11 protein-coding genes are annotated in these 19,081 nt (G+C 63.9%); 10 read left to right on the top strand and 1 reads right to left on the bottom strand.

Annotated elements, in window-relative coordinates; genetic code table 11:
* Nucleotides 1-30 precede the first annotated feature (30 nt).
* A complete protein-coding gene (locus ACYVHT_RS18010; RefSeq protein ID WP_460555109.1) occupies nt 31-2,157 on the top strand; it encodes an RICIN domain-containing protein in 2,127 nt (708 codons plus the stop codon).
* Nucleotides 2,158-2,210: 53 nt separating this feature from the next.
* Here the strand turns inward: ACYVHT_RS18010 and ACYVHT_RS18015 are convergent, their stop codons facing one another.
* Complete coding sequence (locus tag ACYVHT_RS18015; RefSeq protein WP_460555112.1) at nt 2,211-3,233, bottom strand: LacI family DNA-binding transcriptional regulator; 1,023 nt, start codon at nt 3,231-3,233, stop codon at nt 2,211-2,213.
* 305 nt (nt 3,234-3,538) lie between these two features.
* On the opposite strand from ACYVHT_RS18015, the gene ACYVHT_RS18020 reads away from it, so the two are divergent.
* The 9 genes from ACYVHT_RS18020 (at nt 3,539) to ACYVHT_RS18060 (ending at nt 19,074) form a co-directional block, all read left to right on the top strand.
* On the top strand, nt 3,539-6,739 hold the full coding sequence (locus ACYVHT_RS18020; RefSeq protein ID WP_460555115.1) for a SusC/RagA family TonB-linked outer membrane protein: 3,201 nt from the start codon (nt 3,539-3,541) through the stop codon (nt 6,737-6,739).
* 132 nt (nt 6,740-6,871) lie between these two features.
* On the top strand, nt 6,872-8,386 hold the full coding sequence (locus ACYVHT_RS18025) for a RagB/SusD family nutrient uptake outer membrane protein (RefSeq protein WP_460555118.1): 1,515 nt from the start codon (nt 6,872-6,874) through the stop codon (nt 8,384-8,386).
* A 124-nt stretch (nt 8,387-8,510) separates the two neighbouring features.
* The gene (locus ACYVHT_RS18030) at nt 8,511-10,391 is read left to right on the top strand and encodes a glycoside hydrolase family 2 protein (RefSeq protein WP_460555121.1); all 1,881 of its coding nucleotides are present in this window, start codon (nt 8,511-8,513) and stop codon (nt 10,389-10,391) included.
* Nucleotides 10,392-10,516: 125 nt separating this feature from the next.
* Complete coding sequence (locus ACYVHT_RS18035) at nt 10,517-11,947, top strand: hypothetical protein (RefSeq protein WP_460555124.1); 1,431 nt, start codon at nt 10,517-10,519, stop codon at nt 11,945-11,947.
* A gap of 2 nt (nt 11,948-11,949) precedes the next feature.
* The gene (locus ACYVHT_RS18040) at nt 11,950-12,822 is read left to right on the top strand and encodes a sialate O-acetylesterase (RefSeq protein ID WP_460555127.1); all 873 of its coding nucleotides are present in this window, start codon (nt 11,950-11,952) and stop codon (nt 12,820-12,822) included.
* 221 nt (nt 12,823-13,043) lie between these two features.
* Nucleotides 13,044-15,311 carry a glycoside hydrolase family 3 protein gene (gene bglX, locus ACYVHT_RS18045; RefSeq protein ID WP_460555130.1) on the top strand — a complete coding sequence of 756 codons (2,268 nt, stop codon included), beginning with the start codon at nt 13,044-13,046 and terminating at the stop codon, nt 15,309-15,311.
* 89 nt (nt 15,312-15,400) lie between these two features.
* Entirely contained in the window at nt 15,401-16,222 is an 822-nt protein-coding gene (locus tag ACYVHT_RS18050) for an SDR family oxidoreductase (RefSeq protein ID WP_460555133.1), read from the top strand.
* A 141-nt stretch (nt 16,223-16,363) separates the two neighbouring features.
* Complete coding sequence (gene uxuA, locus ACYVHT_RS18055) at nt 16,364-17,527, top strand: mannonate dehydratase (RefSeq protein ID WP_460555136.1); 1,164 nt, start codon at nt 16,364-16,366, stop codon at nt 17,525-17,527.
* 254 nt (nt 17,528-17,781) lie between these two features.
* Nucleotides 17,782-19,074, top strand: coding sequence for a cation:proton antiporter (locus ACYVHT_RS18060; protein WP_460555139.1), 1,293 nt, complete (start codon nt 17,782-17,784; stop codon nt 19,072-19,074).
* The last annotated feature ends 7 nt before the right edge of the window (nt 19,075-19,081 follow it).

Here is a 19,081-nt window from a genome sequence, read left to right on the forward strand (position 1 = left end):
TCTCACCCTTCACCAAACCCAAATTCCCACATGAAAAAACAAGCTTATGCATCGGCAGTCGCACTGCTGCTCCTGCTGCTCGCGCGGTTTGGGGCTTCGGCCCAGGCCATTGGCAGCAGTTTCTTTGGCATCAACGACTGGTATTCGGGCACGCTGGGGGCGGGCGGCACCATTCCCGGCGCGCCGCTTTCCGACGACCTGACGAAAGCCGATTTGCGCTGGATGCGCATTGGCGGGCACAAATACGACTCGGACCCGGCCTGGAAAACGGCCTCGGCCTACGTGTCGGGCATCAGCTTCGCCCGCTCCATCGGGGCCGAGCCCATCGTGCAGATTCCCATTACCCTGACCAAAGACGAGCTGAGCACGTTTGTGGCGTATTTCAGCAGCAACAACATCGCCGTCACCTACTTCGCCATCGGCAACGAGCCCGACCCGTCGGACAATTCCGCCACGAGCTACAACGAAACCACCGACTGGAGCAACGACGTGGCCGCCCACCCCAACGAGTTTGGCTACACCTACAGCACCTGGGTATCGCAGTATAAGACGCTGGCTATCCGGCTGAAAAATGACCGGCCCGGCTGCAAGCTGGTGGGGCCGGACTTCCGGCTGTTTTACAACACCGTCATCAACGACTACTACCTGAAATTCATCAACAACGTGGGCAGCAGCTACTGGAACGGCGTGCCGCTGCTCGACTACTTCACCTTCCATTTCTACGGCGACCAGCCCGAGTCAGTGATGCAGAGCCGCGTGAGCCTAGTGGCCGGGCTGCTGGCCAACGTGAATGCCAACGGCCGCGCCACCAACGGCAGCGCCGCGCCCCTGCGCATGGGCCTGACGGAGGTGAACACCTTCACCAAATCGCCGGCCGGCGACCTCAAGCCCTGGGACTTCGGCGCGGGGCAGTTTGTGGCCACCATGGCCAAGCTGATGATGCAGCAAAGCGCTCTGTGCGTGATTCCGTGGAGCATTTACGAGGGCAGCGCCAACCACGGCGACTTCGACCAGTCGCTCTACGACACCGAGGGCAGCGCCAGCGTGGCCCCGGCGCGGCGCTCCACCATGTGGCACCTGGCCCTGCTGAGCAACTACCGCCAGGACAACCTCATGAACGGCACCCAGAGCGGCGAGGCCGACCACGTGGTGGTACTGGGCATGCGCGGCCCGGCCGGCTACACGGTTGTGCTGATGAACACCCAGTCGGCCACCAGCTACAGCTACCGCGCCTCGCTCGACAACGTGCCGCGCGGCCCCGAAACCGTGCAGGTTGCCCTGCAGGGCTACGCCGGCATCACGCGGCAGCTGGCCGGCACCATCGCGCCGCAAAGCACCCATCTCTACCACCTCGACGCCAGCGGCAACGTGCTGGCTCAGCTTGTGTACACGGCCGGCGACGCTGCCCCGAAACAGCAGCTTTCGTTCAATTTCGTGAACCGCTCCACCGGCGGCTACGCCCGGCCGCTGGCCGGCGGCGCTACGGCCAACATCACCCAGTACACCGGCACCGACCACACGCCGTCGTCGCTGCAGTGGCTGCTGAAGCCCGCCGCGCCCGGCTACTACTACCTCGTCAACCAGTACACCGGCAACGCCATGCGGCCCGCCGGCACCACCGCCGCTGCCCAGCTGCAGGAAGACCAGGTGATGACCCAGGAAGCCCTGGGCGCCGGCAGCTTGGCCCGCACCTACCTGCACTGGAGCGTGGAATACACCGGCTCGGGCGGCTACTACCGCCTCAAAAACCGGGGCTCGGGCAAGTACCTGCGCCCGCTCAATGGCGCCGCCACCGCCGACATCAACCTGACCCAGCACACCTACGATGCCGCCCTCACCTCGGAGCAATGGCGCTTCGACCAGACCAGTGCCAGCAACGCGCCCGCCCAGGCGCGCGGGGCTCTGGCTGTGGCAGCCGATGCTTCCGCGCAGGAGTTGCGGGTATATCCCAACCCCGCGACGACCGTTTTAAACCTCAGTTTAGCAACTGATGCAACGCAGGCCACACTGCGTGACATGGTGGGCCGGGTGTGCCGCACGCAGGCCATTGCGGGGCGCAGTGCGCAGCTGGCAATGCAAGACCTGCCGGCCGGTGTGTATGTGCTTACCGTGCAAACGGCGCAGGGGGAAATTCGCCGGAAAGTGGTGAAAGAGTAGAATAGCCCGCGCGTCAACCTCACGCCCTGACCTCCTCTCCGAAAAAGAGGAGGTCAGGGCGTGAGGTTACCCGTCGACTGCCGCGCAAACAGCGTGGAGGCCAGCACCACGCTTTGGCCGGGCAGCACGGCTTTCTTCTTTTCCACGGCGCGGAGCAGGATTTTGGCGGCTTCGCGGCCGATGTCGTAGGCCGGCTGGGTGATGGTGGACAGCGGCGGGTCGAGCAGCGCCGCAGCTTCGAGGTTGGAGAAGCCGATGATTTTCACGTCTTCCGGAATGCGGCGGCCCAGCTCGTGGCACACCCGGTAGGCGCTGATGGCCAGCCGCTCGACCGAAGCAAAGATGCCGTCGATATCGGGCCGGCGCAGCAGCAGCTCGCGGATGAGGGCCACGTTCTGCTCGTTGTCCATCACGCCGCTCATCACCAGGTCGGGGTCGGGCGTGAGGCCGTTGGCGGTGAGGGCGTCGAGGTAGCCCTGGTGGCGGTATTGCCCGATGGACAGGTTGTTGGAAATGAGCAGATGCGCCACGTTGCGGCAGCCCGACTGAATGAGGTGCTCGGTGGCCTGGAAGCCGCTTTCGTAGTCGTTGGTGGTGACTTTGGCGGTGCTGATTTCGGCGCACACCCTATCGAAAAACACGATGGGAATGTTGGCGTCCTTCAGGCTGTGCAGGTGCGCGAAGTCCTGCGTGCCGCTGGCCACCGACATGAGCAGGCCATCGACCCGGCCGCCTTTCAGGTGCTGCACAATGGACACCTCGCGCTCGTAGTCGTCGTGCGTGAGGTAGATGAGGACGTGGTAGCCGCTTTGGCGGGCTGCCTCCTCGATGCCGTTGATGGCGAGGGCGAAAAAATGGTTGGCCACCTTCGGAATCACCACGCCAATGGTTTTGCTGATGTTGCGGCGCAGGCTGCTGGCGTAGGCGTTGGGCTCGTAGTGCAGGGCTGTGGCCAGGGCGCGCACGCGCACTTTGGTGGCTTCGGAAACCTCGTGGCTATCCCGCAACGCTCTGGAAACCGTAGCGATAGACAAGTTGAGCTGCTCGGCCAGCGACTTCAGGTTCACGGGCGTCATGGCAGGAAACTGGTTAAGCGAAAGCTGGAAAAAGGCAATTTGCTATAAGGATTGGCAAAGGCACAATACACACAAACCTAACAGCTAGCCGCCAGAAAAGGAAGGCTTTGCGCGGACCTACCGAAAACGTTTGCGTAAATAAAGCCCTGTGGAAGAGGTTCAATCGGCCGGAAGAATCCGGTACTTCGCAGAGCAGACGGCGGGGTAAGTCCCCACTGACCACGCTGGCAGGCCCCTTGCGGCCCTACGCTACCACCAGCTCCGGCCCGCTGCGTTCCCACCATCGTCACCAACCCCACCCACACATGACGGATATGTTACGACCCGATTTTCGGCGCTATCTGCGGCCCCTGGTGCTGCTGCCCGCGCTGAGCCTGGGCCTGAGCGCCCCCACCTTCGCTTTTGCTCCGCTGGCGGCTGCGCCCAGCGGCGTGAAGGCCGACATCACCATCACCGGCCGCATCGTGGACGAGAAAGGCCAGGGCATTCCCGGCGTCAACGTCATCGTGAAGGGCACCAGCAACGGCACCCAGACCGACGTGGACGGCCGCTACAGCATCAAAGCCGCCTCCGATGCCACGCTGATTTTCACCTTCGTGGGCTACACGGCCCGCGAGGAAGCCGTGAACGGCCGCACCTCCATCAACACTGCCCTGGCCCCCGATACCAAGGCGCTGGAAGAAGTGGTGGTGGTGGGCTACGGCGTGCAGGAGAAAAAGCTCCTGGCCACGTCCATTTCCTCGATTTCGGCCAAGCAGGTGGAGCTGATTCCGGTGGCCTCGCCCTCCGAAGCCCTCGTGGGCCTGGTGGCCGGCGCCCAGATTACGGAGCCTTCGGGCGAGCCCGGCCAGGGCGCGGTGATTCGCGTGCGCGGCCTGGGCTCGATTTCGGCCGGCAACTCGCCGCTGTACGTGGTGGACGGCTACCCGCTGAACAGCGCCGACAGCTACAACCAGATTCCGCCGGCTGATATTCAGAGCATTCAGATTCTGAAAGACGCCGCAGCCTGCGCCATCTACGGCTCGCGCGGCGGCAACGGCATTGTGATTGTGACCACCAAGCGGGGCCGCAACGACGGCAAGACGCGCTTCAACTTCACGGCCAACGCCGGCGTGGTGGAAGTGGCCAAAAAGGTGGACCTCATGAACCGCGACCAGTACCTGGACTACGTGCGCGATTCGTACACGAACGGCGGGCGCACCCTGCCGGCCACGCTGGCCGTGGGCGCGCCCGCCCTGCCCGACACCGACTGGCAGAACGAGGTTTTCGGCACGGGCTCGCAGCAGCAGTACCAGCTGTCGGCGGCGGGCGGCACCGAGAAGTCGCGCTTCTACATCTCGGGCAGCTACTTCAAGCAAAAGGGCGTGATTGACAACACCGGCTACGACCGGTTTGCCCTGCGCGCCAACTACGACGCCCAGCTGAGCAGCAAGCTGAAGCTGGGCCTGAGCCTGGCCCCTAACTTCTCGCGCACCGACGTGAAGCCGATTTCGGGCAGCTACAACGGCGGCAACATTGCCGGCGGCGGCCCCGGCGGCGAAACGGCCATCGTGACGGCGGCCCTGATTCTGCCCCCCATCGTGCCGGTGCGCCTGCCCAACGGCGACTACGGCGCCATCCGCAACTCGGGCTCGGGCATTACCACGCCCGGCGACTTGCTCAACCCCGTAGCCACCATCGATTTGTATAAGGACCGCACCAGCTCGGTGCGCGGGCTGGGCTCGGCCTTTCTCGATTTTGAAATCATCAAGGGGCTGAACCTGCGCACCAGCTTCGGCTCGGAGCTGGTGAACAACCGCCGCGCCATCTATGTGCCGGCCACGCTGGGCACGGTGAGCAACGCGGGGGCCAACCTCTCGACGCCCATCCTCAACAACATCGACGCGCGGCAGGTGAACGGCACCAACCTGAACTGGGTGTGGGAAAACACGGCCACCTACAACCGCACGTTCGGCACCGACCACAGCCTCACGCTGCTGGCCGGCTACTCGGCCCAGTACAACCAGAACGAGGGCAGCACCGTGCTGGGCCAGACCGGCACCTACACCACTACCGACATTGAGTACGCCACGGCCGCCGGCCAGCTCTTCGGCCAGGCCTCGTACACGGCCAACTCGCTCACGTCGCTGTTTGGCCGCGTCGATTACGCCTTCAAGGAACGCTACATTCTGACGGCCGCGCTGCGGACGGACGGCTCCTCGCGCTTCGGCCCCGACAACCGCTACGCCACCTTCCCCTCGGTGGCCGTGGCCTGGCGGGCCGGCGAGGAAACCTTCATCAAGGGCATTGCGGCCATTTCGGAGCTGAAATTCCGCGGCAGCTTCGGCGTGACCGGCAACAACAACATCGGCGACTACAACTACCAGAGCTACCAGACGGCCGCCAACTACGTGTTTGGCAACGGCAACGGCGTGCGCAACTACGGCTTTGCGCCCAACGGCCTGGCCCTGCGCAACCTGGGCTGGGAAACCAACAAGCAGGTGGATGCCGGCTTCGACCTCGGCCTGTTTAAGGACCGCATTTACCTGACGGTGGCCGCCTACCAGCGCAACACCACCGACCTGCTGCTCAACACCAACGTGCCGGCGGTGCTCGGCTACTCGCGGGCCCTGGCCAACGTGGGCGAGGTGCGCAACCGCGGCCTGGAATTCCAGCTCAACACGGTGAACATTGCCAAGGGCGACTTCACCTGGAACACCTCGGCCAACCTCTCCTTCAACCGCAACCAAGTGCTGGCGCTGTCGGGGGCCAATGAGCAGATTACGTTCGATGCCGTGTTTGGCTATACGGCCTCCATTCGGGTGGTGCCGGGCCAGGCGCTGGGCGCGTTCTACGGCTACCAGCAGGAAGGCATCTACCAGAACCAGGCCGACGTGGACAACAGCCCGAAATGGACGGGCAGCAACCTGGCCGTGAAGCCGGGCGACTTCAAGTTCAAGGACGTGAACGGCGACGGGCAGATTAACACCCTCGACATCGGCGTCATCGGCAACCCTTTCCCGAACTTCACCTACGGCCTGCAAAACACCTTCGGCTACAAGGCCCTCTCACTGGCCATCACGCTGCAGGGCTCGCAGGGCAACGACGTGCTCTACGGCGGCGACCGGTACACCTTCAACGCCGCCGGCGCCACCAACGGCCGCGTGGAGCTGACCAACCGCTGGCGCAGCCCCGACAACCCCGGCGACGGCAAAACCCCTTACGCCACCACGTCGACCTCGCTGCGCACCCAGTTCAACTCCTACTTCCTGCAGGACGGCTCGTTCCTGCGCATTCGCAACGTGACCCTGCGCTACAACATCCCCACGGACTGGGCCAAGAAGGCCGGCCTGGAAAGCGCCGGCATCTACACCTCGGTGCAGAACCTGTACACCTTCACCAAGTACCTGGGCTACAACCCCGAAGCCAACATCAACGGCAACAGCACCAACCCCACCTACGGCGTGGACCAGGGCTCGTACCCGATGAACCGCACCGTCACGCTGGGCCTGCAGCTTGGCTTCTAGGATAGTGACTGATGATTAACGATTAGTGGTTGATGACCGCCGGCTTTAAAACCAGCCAGTCGCCCAAGCGCATTGCGAACCACCGATAATTAATCATTGACCACTAATCGTTAATCATTCATCTGACTTTCCATGACTTTCAATAAATTTCTCTCCGGAGCTGCCGTGGCCTCGCTGCTGGGCCTGGGCGCACTAAGCACCACCTCGTGCAAGAAGGACTTCATCGACCTGAACGACCCCACGCGCATTCCCACCAGCGCGAGCTACACCGACTCGCTGAGCATCCTCAACGGGGTGACGGCGGCCTATTCGTCGCTGCAGGACACCTACGGGCGCTCGGGCGGCAGCCGGGGCATGTTCATCTTCGGCGAAATTCCGTCGGACAACAGCTACACCGTGACCTCGGGCGAGCGCCTGAACGAGTTCAACGACTTCTCGCTGTTCAGCGACAACCCCAATATCCAGAACCACTGGCTGTTCACGTACCGCGCCATTGCGCGCTGCAACATCATCCTCAACCGGGCCGGCAACGTGAAGCTCACCGACGCCACCCGCAACCGCTACTACGCCGAGGTGCGCTTCATTCGGGCCCTCACCTACTTCAACGCCGTGCGCATCTGGGGTGCGGTGCCGCTCGTGACGCAGGAGCTCCAGGCCATTCCGGATGCCTACCAGTACGGCCGCGCCCCGGTGGCCGACGTGTATGCGCTGATTGAGGCCGACCTGGCCTTTGCCGAAGCCAACCTGCCCGTGACCTACACCGGCACCACCAACCTGGGCCGCGCCACCAAAGGGGCCGCGACGGCCCTGCTGGGCAAGGTGCTGCTCACGGAAAAGAAGTATCAGGCGGCGGCCGACAAGCTGCAGGCCCTGGCCACGGGCTCGACCTACGCGCTGCAGGCGACCTACGCCAACATCTTCGCCACGAGCAATGAGATGAACAGCGAAATCATCTTCGCGGTGCGCTACACCAAGGGCTCGCTGGGCCTGGGCAGCGCCTTCACCACGTGGTTTATGCCGGCCTACACCACGGCGCAGTCCACCACGCTGCTGGGCGCGGGCTTCACCGGCCAGCAGTTCAACACCGTGGACCTTGACCTGGTGGCGGCCTTCACGGCCAGCGGCACCACCGACGTGCGCGCGGCTACGTCCTACGTGCTGCCGGCCGGCGCGGCCACCACGCTGGGCTACTACACCCGCAAGTACATCGACACGCCCACCAGCGCCACCGATGCCGAGAACGACTGGATTGTGCTGCGTCAGGCCGATGTGCTGCTGATGTACGCCGAAGCCATCAACGAAGCCAGCGGCCCCAACGCCGCCGCGCTGCTGGCCGCCAACCAGGTGATTCGCCGCTCGCGCGGCCTGCCCGTGGGCACCGCCAACGCCACCGTGGACCTGCCCGCCACCACCACCCAGGCCGCCCTGCGCACCCGCCTCGAAACCGAGCGCCGCCTGGAGCTGAGCTTCGAAGGCCACCGCTGGTTCGACCTGGTGCGGACCGACCGCGCCATTCCGGTGATGAACGCCTTCTTCGCCCGCAACAACTCCACGGTGCGCATCACCAACGACAACCTGCTGTTCCCCATTCCGGTGCAGGAAATCAACACCAACCCCATCCTGACCCAGAACCCCGGCTACAAATAGAGCATTGGTGAAATGGTGAGGTGGTGAGTCCGCGACAGCTCCCATCGGCCGCTGCAACGGCTGGGGGTTGTTGCCTCGCCGCCTCACCATTTTTGTCGCTTACCGCTCACTTTTTCCTTTGATAATGACCCACCCTCTTTCGCTGAAAACGCTGTGCGTGGCCCTGCTGCTGGGTATTACCGGCATTTTCACCGGCTCGTTGGCCCAGGCCCAGGCCCAGGCCAGCCTGATTCAGAATGCGCCGGGCCGCCGCGTGCTCAGCCTCAACGGCAGCTGGAACTACATCATCGACCCCTACGAAAACGGCTTCTACGACTACCGCCGCGAGGCGTTCGACAAGTCGGCCACCGGCAAAGGCGGCTACTACGACAACCAGAAGCCCAGCAGCCCGCAGGAGCCCGAGCTGATTGAGTACGACTTCGACCACTCGGCCGCCATGCAAGTGCCCGGCGACTGGAACTCGCAGGACCCCAAGCTGCTCTACTACGAAGGCACCATCTGGCTGAAGAAGGATTTCAAGCTGATGCCCCAGGCCGGCAAGCGCTATTTCCTCTACTTCGGGGCCATCAATTACGAGTCGCACATTTACCTGAACGGCAAAAAGCTGGGCATGCACCAGGGCGGATTTACCCCGATTCAGTACGAGGTGACGGGCAAGCTGAACCCCAACGGCGAGAACTTCGTGGTGGTGAAGGCCGACAACACCCGCCACTTCGACGCCGTGCCCACCATCAACACCGACTGGTGGAACTACGGCGGCATCACCCGCGACGTGTTCATTGCCGAGGCCCCCGAGACGTTTATCGTGGACTACAAGGTGCAGCTGGCCAAGGGCAACAGGAGCCAGCTGGCCGGCTACGTGCAGCTCGACGGCGCGGGCAAAGCCGGCCAGTCGGTGACGCTGAACATTGCCGAAGCCGGCATCAGGCAAACCCTGAAAACCGACGGCGACGGCCGCGCCACCTTCAGCATTCCGGCCAAAAAGCTGCAGCTCTGGTCGCCGCTGAGCCCCAGGCTCTATGCCGTGACGCTGACCAACGGCGGCGAGACGGTGCAGGACCGAATCGGCTTCCGCACCATCGAAACCAAGGGCCAGGACATTCTGCTGAACGGCAAATCCACGTTCATGCGCGGCATTTCCATTCACGATGAAAACCCGCTCATCCCCGGCCGGGCCCGGGGCGAGGGCGACCTGCGCATGCTGCTCACCTGGGCCAAGGAGCTGGGCTGCAACTACGTGCGCCTGGCCCACTACCCCCACAACGAAACCATGCTGAAACTGGCCGACGAGATGGGCCTGCTGGTGTGGGCCGAAGTGCCGGTGTACTGGACCATTGCCTGGCAAAACCAGCCCACCTACCAGAACGCCGAAACCCAGCTCTCGGACCTCATTTCGATGGGGAAAAACCGGGCCAGCATTGTGGTGTGGAGCATCGGCAACGAAACCCCGCTGAGCGACCCGCGCCTGAAATTCATGAGCAGCCTGGCCCAGAAAGCCCGCTCCCTGGACGACACCCGCCTCATCTCGGCCGCCCTGGAGCTGCACCGGACGCCGGACAACGTGATTCACGTGGACGACCCGCTGGGCGAATTCCTCGACCTGACCAGCATCAACGAGTACGCCGGCTGGTACTGGGGCGGCAAGCCGAGCGAAATCACCAAGTACACCTTCGACATCAAGTACAACAAGCCCGTCACCATCAGTGAGTTCGGCGGCGACGCCCTGGGCGGCTACCACGGCGACGCCAACACCCGCTGGAGCGAGGAATACCAGGAGGCGCTCTACGTGAACCAGTTGAAAATGCTGAGCACCATCAAGGGCCTGCGCGGCATGACGCCCTGGATTCTGGCCGACTTCCGCGCCACCCGCCGCCAGCACCCGGTGTACCAGAACGGCTTCAACCGCAAAGGACTGATTTCGAGCACAGGTGTGAAGAAAAAGGCGTTTTTTGTGCTGCAGGAGTATTACCGCCAGCAGGCGGCTAAGTACGACACCGGGAAATGATGAAGACGCTGAATCGCCACACGCAAACCTCACCCCCCGGCCCCCTCTCCTGCGGAGAGGGGGGGCGTTCAACGATACCCACGTCTGGCTCCCCCTCTCCGCGGGAGAGGGGGCCGGGGGGTGAGGTGAGCCGCCTGCTGGCAGCTGCTCTTTTAATAACCGGCTTCACCGCCCAGGCCCAGTCCCGCGACAGCGCCGAATACACCCTGCGCGTCGCCGCCAAGAAAACCATCAACAACTCTCAGATTGATGGCAAGGCGGGTTTTTCGGAGTACAAGAACTACCCCACGCGCACCATCGCCACGCTACAGGGCTTCAAGCCGGCCACGGTGAAGCTGGACAAGTACGGCGGGCGGCTCGACAAGAAAACCAAGGCCACCGGCTTCTTCCACGTCGAGAAAATTCAGGGCCGCTGGTGGGCCGTGGACCCCGATGGCTACTACTTCCTGCACAACGCGCCCAACGACGTGCAGCCCGGTCGCTCCGAGCGCACTCAGAAGGCGCTGAAGGACAAGTACAAGGACATGGCCGGCTGGATGACGGCCACCCGCAAGTTCTTCTTCGCGAACGGTTTCAATGGCGCGGGCGCGTGGTCGGACACGAAGGAGATTCAGGCGGAAAACGCGAAGGCCGACCAGCCGCTGGCCTACACCATCAACCTCGATTTGATGAGCGGCTACGGCAGCAAGCGCGGCGGCACCTACGTGCAGCCCGGCCACAAAGGCTACCCGAACGACGTGATTTTCACCTTCGACCCTGGCTTTCAGGAGTACGTGGAAGAACGGGCCAAAGCCCTGGCCGCGAACAGGAAGGACAAGAACCTCTTCGGCTACTTCTCCGACAACGAGATGCCGCTGCTGCGCAAAAACCTCGACGGCTACCTCAAGCTGCCCACCACCGAGCCCGGCTACGTGGCCGCCAAAAAGTGGGCCGACGAGCGCAGCATCACCCTCGAAACCATCACGGACCAGAACCGGATGGATTTCCTGGCCTACGCGGCCGACCGCTACTTCAGCATCGTGGCCACGGCCCTGAAGAAGTACGACCCCAGCCATATGTACATCGGCTGCCGCTTCCACGGCGCCCAGCGCTACTACCCGGAGCTGATGAAGGTGGCGGGCAAGTACCTCGACGCCATCAGCATCAACTACTACAACAACTGGACGCCCGAAAAGCAGTGGGTGCGCGACTGGGAGCAGATTTCGGGCAAGCCATTCATCGTGACCGAGTGGTACGTGAAGGGCGAGGACGCCCCCGGCCTGGCCAACACCGCCGGCGCCGGCTGGGTGGTGAAGACCCAGGCCGACCGCGGCCGTTTCTACCAGAACTTTACGCTCGGTTTGCTGGAATCGAAGAATTGCATCGGCTGGCACTGGTTCAAATACCAGGACAACGACCCCACCTTGGTGGGCGCCGAGCCCTCGAACACCAACGCCAACAAAGGCATCGTGGACAACAACCTGGAGCCCTACACGCCCCTGCTCGACCAGATGCGCGAGCTAAACCAACAGATGTATCACTTGGCCGATTTCTTCGACCAACGCCAGCCGCAATAATTGTGAAAACCCACCGCCTTGCGCTCCTGCTGAACATCGTGCTACTGGCCCTGCTGCCAGCGGCCGGCCTGCGGGCGCAAGTTCTGAAACCACACTTACGCCAAACTGTGGCGCCGCCCGCGCGCAAGGAGAAATTTCGGCTCTACCTGCTCATCGGCCAGTCGAACATGGCCGGGCGCGGCCTGGTAGAAGCCGAGGACACGCTGCCCAGCCGCCGCGTGCTGCGCCTGAACCCGGCCGGGCAGTGGGAAGTGGCCAAAGACCCCATTCATTTCGATAAACCGGTGGCCGGCGTGGGGCCGGGCCTCACCTTCGGTCGCCTGATGGCGGCACAGGACACCAGCGTCACCATTGGCCTGATTCCCTGCGCGGTAGGCGGCTCGGGCATTGATGTGTGGACGCCCGGCGCCTACTACGATGGCACCAAAACCCACCCCTACGACGACGCCCTGGCCCGCGCCAAAGCTGCCATGCAGGCGGGCACGCTGGCCGGCATCATCTGGCACCAGGGCGAGACGGACAGCACGCCCGAAAAAAGCGCCCTCTACCAGCAAAAGCTCAAGATTCTCATCAAAAAGCTGCGCGAGGACTTGCAGGCGCCCACCGTGCCGTTTGTGGCCGGTCAGCTGCCGGCTTTTCAGATTACCAAGCCCGGCGCCGATGGCCGGCCGCAGGTGAACGAGTCGGCCGTGCGCATCAACGAGGCGGTGGCCGGGCTGGGCAAACAAGTTGCCAACTACGCCTACGTCACGGCGGAGGGCACTGCCGATATTGGCGACCACACGCATTTCAACGCGGCTTCGGCCCGGCTGCTGGGGCAGCGCTACGCGGCGGCCATGCAGCGGCTTCAACCCAAAACCAAACGCAAAAAATAACCAACCAAACCTAACGCCGGCCCCGTCCGGTGCCCGTGCTACTCTGGCGGCTGCCGGCCCGGCCATTGGCCGAAAAGCAGCGGCTCCGAGCCCGACGATGCCCTCCGATGATGGTGGGAACGCTTGACCGAGGCCTCGTCCGGAGGTGCTGCGGCCGGTGGTCGCCAGAAGGCACAAGCTCATTTTCCCGCCGCTCCGGCGGCTTTTTATCCGCACCCTGAATGACTCTTTCGTTTCCTAAATCACTGCTGTTGCTGGGCCTGCTGCTGCCCGGCACCGTTGCCTTTGCCCAAAAGAAAAAACCGGCCCCGGCCGCCGCCGTCGCCAGCCCCGCCGACATCGAGCGGCGCGTGTCGGAGCTGCTGGCCCAGATGACGCTGGAGGAGAAAGTCGGCCAGCTCAACCAGTACTCCGGCCGCGAGGTGACCGGCCCGGCCAGCGACCGCAAGAACACGCTGCTCACCAGCATCCGCGCCGGGCAGGTGGGCTCGATGCTGAACGTGAAGGGCGTGAAGGACACCCGCGAAATCCAGGCCGAGGCGCTGAAATCGCGCCTGCACATCCCGCTGCTGTTCAGCCTCGACGTTATCCACGGCTACCGCACCACCTTCCCCATTCCGCTGGCCGAAGCCGCTTCCTGGGATTTGGACGCCATTCGGCTGGGCGCGCACGTGGCCGGCAAGGAGGCCGCTGCGGCAGGCATTCACTGGACGTTTGCGCCGATGGTGGACATTGGCCGCGACCCGCGTTGGGGCCGCGTGATGGAAGGCGCGGGCGAGGACGTGTACCTCGGCTCGCAGATTGCCAAAGCCCGCGTGCTGGGCTTTCAGGGCGAGAAGCTGGGCGGCACCGATGCCGTGATGGCCTGCGCCAAGCACTTCGCCGCCTACGGGGCCGCCACCGCCGGCCGCGACTACAACGCCGTGGACCTCAGCCCGCAGCAGCTCTGGGAAACCTACCTGCCGCCCTTCAAAGCGGCGGCCGATGCCGGCGTGGCCACGTTCATGAACTCGTTCAACACCCTGAACGGCATCCCGGCCACCGGCAACAGCTACCTGCAGCGCGACATCCTGAAAGGCCAGTGGCAGTACCCCGGCTTCGTGGTGAGCGACTGGGGCTCCATTGCCGAACTGGCGAATTGGGGCTACGCGACGGATAAAAAAGACGCCGCCCAAAAAGGCATCACCGCCGGCTCCGACATGGACATGGAGGGCGATGCCTACCACAAAAACCTGGCGCAGTTGGTGACCGACGGCCAGGTGAATATTGCGCTGGTGGACGATGCCGTGCGCCGCATTCTGCGCAAGAAATTTGAGCTGGGCTTGTTCGAGGACGCCTACCGCTTCTCGGACGAGAAGCGCGAGCAGCAGGTGCTCAATGACCCGCAAAACCGCGCCGCCGCCCGCCAGATGGCCCAGAAATCCCTGGTGCTGCTGAAGAACGAAAACGCCACCCTGCCCCTCACCAGGTCGCTGCGCAAAATTGCCCTCATCGGCCCCATCGCCAAGGCCAGGCGCGACCTCAACGGCAGTTGGACCGTGGATACCGACACCACGCGCATCACCTCGCTCTACGACGGCCTGCGCCAGCGCGCCGGCAAAACCACCGAGCTGCTTTATGCCAAAGGCTGCACCGTGGCCGGCGACAGCCGCGCCGGCTTCGACCAGGCCGTGGCCACTGCCAAAAACGCCGACGTCGTGGTGCTGGCCGTGGGCGAAAGCTGGGACATGAGCGGCGAGGCCAAGTCGCGCACCGACCTGCACCTGCCCGGCGTGCAGGAAGAGCTTTTCAAAGCCCTGAAAGCCACCGGCAAGCCCATTGCCGTGGTCGTCTTCGGTGGCCGCCCGCTGATTTTTGATGCCATATCGGAGCAGGCCGACGCCATCCTGTACGCCTGGTGGCCCGGCTCGGAGGGCGGCGCCGCGCTGGCCGACGTGCTCTACGGCGACTACAACCCCGCCGGCAAGCTGCCCATCACCTTCCCCCGCAACGTGGGCCAGATTCCCATTGCCTACAACCAGCAGTACAACACCGGCCGCCCTCTGCTCAAGCCCAGCGAAACCCGCTACCGCTCGGCCTACATCGACGCGCCCAACACGCCGCGCTACGCTTTCGGCTACGGCCTGAGCTACACCACATTCAAGTATTCCGACCTGAAAATCAGCCAGGCCCAACTGAAAGCCGGCGAGTCGGCCCAGGTCAGCTTCACCCTCACCAACACCGGCAAAGTGGCCGGCGAGGAAGTCGCCCAGCTCTACCTCCGCGACCCCGTGGCCTCCGTGGTGCGTCCGCTCAAGGAGCTGAAGGATTTCCGCAAAGTCAGCCTTAAGCCCGGCGAGAGCAAAACCATCACCTTCACCATCGACAAAGACAAGCTGGCCTTCTACAACGCCAAGCTGGAGTGGGTGGCCGAGCCCGGCAAATTCAACCTCATGGTGGGCAGCGCCTCCGATGATATCCGGCTGGAAGGCACGCTGGAGCTGCTGTAGGGGCGGGGCCAGCCCCCGCCCCCCGTTGAACGAAAACTAATCCCGCACAAACGCCGGGCGGGGACAGGCCCCGCCCCTACCCCTATATTATGCCAACTCCCAACCAATTCTCGTTAGAAGATAAAGTCGTCGTCATCACCGGGGCTACCGGCGTGCTGGGCGCTTCCATGTCCTTGGCCGTGGCCGGAGCCGGGGCCAAAGTCGCCATCCTGGGCCGCAACGCCGAGCGCGCCGAAGCCCGCGCCGAAGCCATCCGGGAAATCGGCGGCGAATGCCTGGTGGTGCTGGCCGATGTGCTCGACGTGGGCCAGATGAATGCGGCCTGCGACACCATCATGAGCACTTGGGGCCGCATCGACGGGCTGGTGAATGCGGCCGGCGGCAACATGCCCGGCGCCACCGTCGGCCCCGGCCAGAACCTGTTCGATGTGGGCATTGAAGACACCCGCAAGGCTGTGGATTTGAACCTGTTCGGCACCATCATCCCGACCACGGTTTTCGGCCGGGTGATGGCCGACCAGGGCAGCGGCTCCATCGTCAACATTTCCTCGCTTACGGCCAAGCGGCCCCTCACCCGCGTGATGGGCTACACCCTGGCCAAAACCGCCATCGAAGGCTACACCCGCTGGATGGCCACCGAGCTGGGCCAGCGCTACGGCGGCAGCATCCGCATGAACGCCATCGCGCCGGGCGTGTTCCTCACCGAGCAAAACCACAGCCTGCTCATCGCCGCCGACGGCTCGCACACCGACCGCGCCAGCAAGTTCATCAGCCACACGCCCTTCGGCCGCTTCGGCGAGCCCGAGGAGCTGACCGGCACGCTGATATACCTGCTCAGCAACGCCTCGCGCTTTGTGAATGGCGAAACAGTGGTGGTGGACGGCGGCTTTAATGCGTTCAGCGGAGTGTAATTTGGCAGCCGCACAATGTAGAGACGCGACACTTCGCGTCTCTACATTGTGCGGCGTCAACGCGCCAGTCTGCTCCCACTAAGCAACATCAGCAACGGCTGAGACGCGAAGTGTCGCGTCTCTACAATTCTAAATACCGCAATGCCCATTATCCAAAGCTGGCGCTGGTACGGCCCCAACGACCCCGTGAGCCTCGCCGACATCCGCCAGGCCGGCGCGACCGACGTGGTTTCGGCCCTCCACCACATCCCCAACGGCCAGGTCTGGACCGTGGCCGAAATCCAGAAGCGCCAGGCCGAAGTAGCCGCCGCCGGCCTGACGTGGAGCGTGGTGGAAAGCGTGCCCGTGCACGAAAACATCAAAACCCGCACCGGTCCCTTCGAGCAGTACATCACGAACTACCAGGAGTCGCTGCGCAACCTGGCGGCCTGCGGCATCTTCACAGTGACGTATAACTTCATGCCCGTGCTGGACTGGACGCGCACCGATTTGGCCTACGAAGTGGAGGACGGCTCCAAGGCCCTGCGCTTCGAAAAAGCCGCCTTCGTGGCCTTCGATACGCTGCTGCTCAAGCGCCAGAATGCCGCCCGGGACTACACGCCGGAAGAGCTGGCCAAGGCCGAAGCCCGCTTCGGAGCCATGAGCGCCGACGAGAAGCAGCTGCTTCAGCGCAACATCATTGCCGGCCTGCCGGGCAGCGAGGAGAGCTTCACGCTGGAAAAATTCCAGCAGGCGCTGGATGCCTACGAGGGCATCGACGCGGCCAAGCTGCGCGAACACCTGATTCTGTTTTTGCAGGCCGTGGTGCCGGTGGCCGAGTCGGTGGGCATTGTCATGGCCATTCACCCCGACGACCCGCCCTACGCCATTCTGGGCCTGCCCCGCGTGGTGAGCACCGCCGCTGACGTGGCCGCGCTGGCGGCGGCCGTGCCTTCGCTCAGCAACGGGCTGTGCTTCTGCACCGGCTCGTTCGGCGTGCGGGCCGACAACAACCTGCCAGCCATGGTGCAGCAGTTCGGTGAGCGCATCCACTTCATCCACCTGCGCAGCACCCAGCGCGACGCCGAGGGCAATTTCTACGAAGCCAACCACCTGGAAGGCGACGTGGACATGTACGGCGTGATGCGCGAGCTGGTGCAGCTGATGCGCCAGCGCAACGTGAGCCTGCCCATGCGCCCCGACCACGGCCACCAGATGCTCGACGACCTCAGGAAGAAAACCAACCCCGGCTACTCCGCCATCGGCCGCCTGCGCGGCCTGGCCGAGCTGCGCGGCTTGGAAATGGGCATCAGCCGGAGTTTGTAGAGAAAAAGGGACGAATCAAAACGTCATGCTGAGCGCAGTCGAAGCATCTCTACCGCGAGCGTAATTATTTACTGCTGCGGTAGAGATGCTTCGACTGCGCTCAGCATGACGTTTTAATAATTGTTCTGAATACTCGAAAGCCTTGGCCATTCCGGCCGCCACAGTCGGAACCTGCGTACTAAGCAGCAGTCACCCACAATAGGCAGCAGTAGAACAGCGCTTTTGCAGCTCTACGGTTGCCTATTCCGTTGCTTATGCTTTCCTACGACATCATCATGGTGCTCCTGGGCGTCGCCATTCTGGGCGTGGCCTGGCTGCCGTCGCTGCTGGAGAAATACCCGCTTTCCTACCCCATTCTGTACGTGCTGCTCGGCATGGGTGTGTTTGGCCTGCCGCTGCACCTCGTCTCGGCCAACCCATTCGAGCACAAGAAGCTGGTGATGCACCTCTCCGAGCTGTGCGTGATTGTGGCCCTCACGGGCACGGGGCTGAAGATTGACCGGCCGTTTTCGCTGCGGGCGTGGCGCTCGCCGCTGCTGCTGGTGCTGGTGCTCATGGTGTTCACCATTGCCGGGCTGGCCCTTGCGGGCTGGGGCGTGCTGGGCCTGGCCCCGGCCTCGGCGCTGCTGCTGGCGGCCGCCCTCGCCCCTACCGACCCCGTGCTGGCCGGCGACGTGCAGGTGGGCGACCCCGGCGAGGGCCGCGAAGACAACGTGCGCTTCGCCCTCACCGGCGAGGCGGGCCTGAACGATGGCCTGGCCTTTCCCTTCGTGTACCTGGCGCTGGCGCTGCTGCCCGCCGCCACGGCGCCGCTGCCGGAGCGCCTGCTGCACTGGCTGTGGTTCGATGTGGGCTACCGCATCGGGGCCGGGGTGCTGCTGGGCTGGCTGTCGGGCAAGTTCCTGGCCTACCTGATTTTCAACCTGCCCAAGCGCATCAGCATCAAAACCGAAGGCTACGGCTTCGTGGCGCTGGCCGTCACGCTTACCTCCTACGGCGTCACGGAGCTGGTGCACGGCTACGGGTTTCTGGCGGTGTTCATCGCCGCCATCACGCTCCGCAGCCGCGAGCGCAAGCACGAGTACCACAAGCAGATGCACGCCTTCACCGACCAGCTGGAACGGCTGCTCATCGTGGTGATTCTCATTTTGCTGGGCGGCGCCATTGCCGGCGGCCTGCTGAAAGCCCTCACCTGGCCGGGCGTGGCCCTGAGCCTGCTGCTGGTGCTGGTGCTGCGCCCGGTGGGCGGCATGCTTACCCTGGCCCGCTCGCCCCGCATCAACATTGCCGAGCGGGCCGTCATCTCCTTTTTCGGCATCCGGGGCATTGGCTCGGTGTTCTACATCGCCTTCGCGCTGGAGCACGCCGACTTTCCGCAGGCACGGGCGCTGTGGGCCATTCTAGCCTTCACCATGCTGCTGTCCATCACGCTGCACGGCGTGATGGCCACGCCCGTCATGAACTGGCTCGACCGGCGCCACGGCCGCAAAACCACCACCGAGCTGACCGAGGAAGCCACGGAAGAAACCGGCGCAGCGCAGCTATAAAAGCCCG

The sequence above is a fragment of the Hymenobacter daeguensis genome (assembly GCF_054780555.1).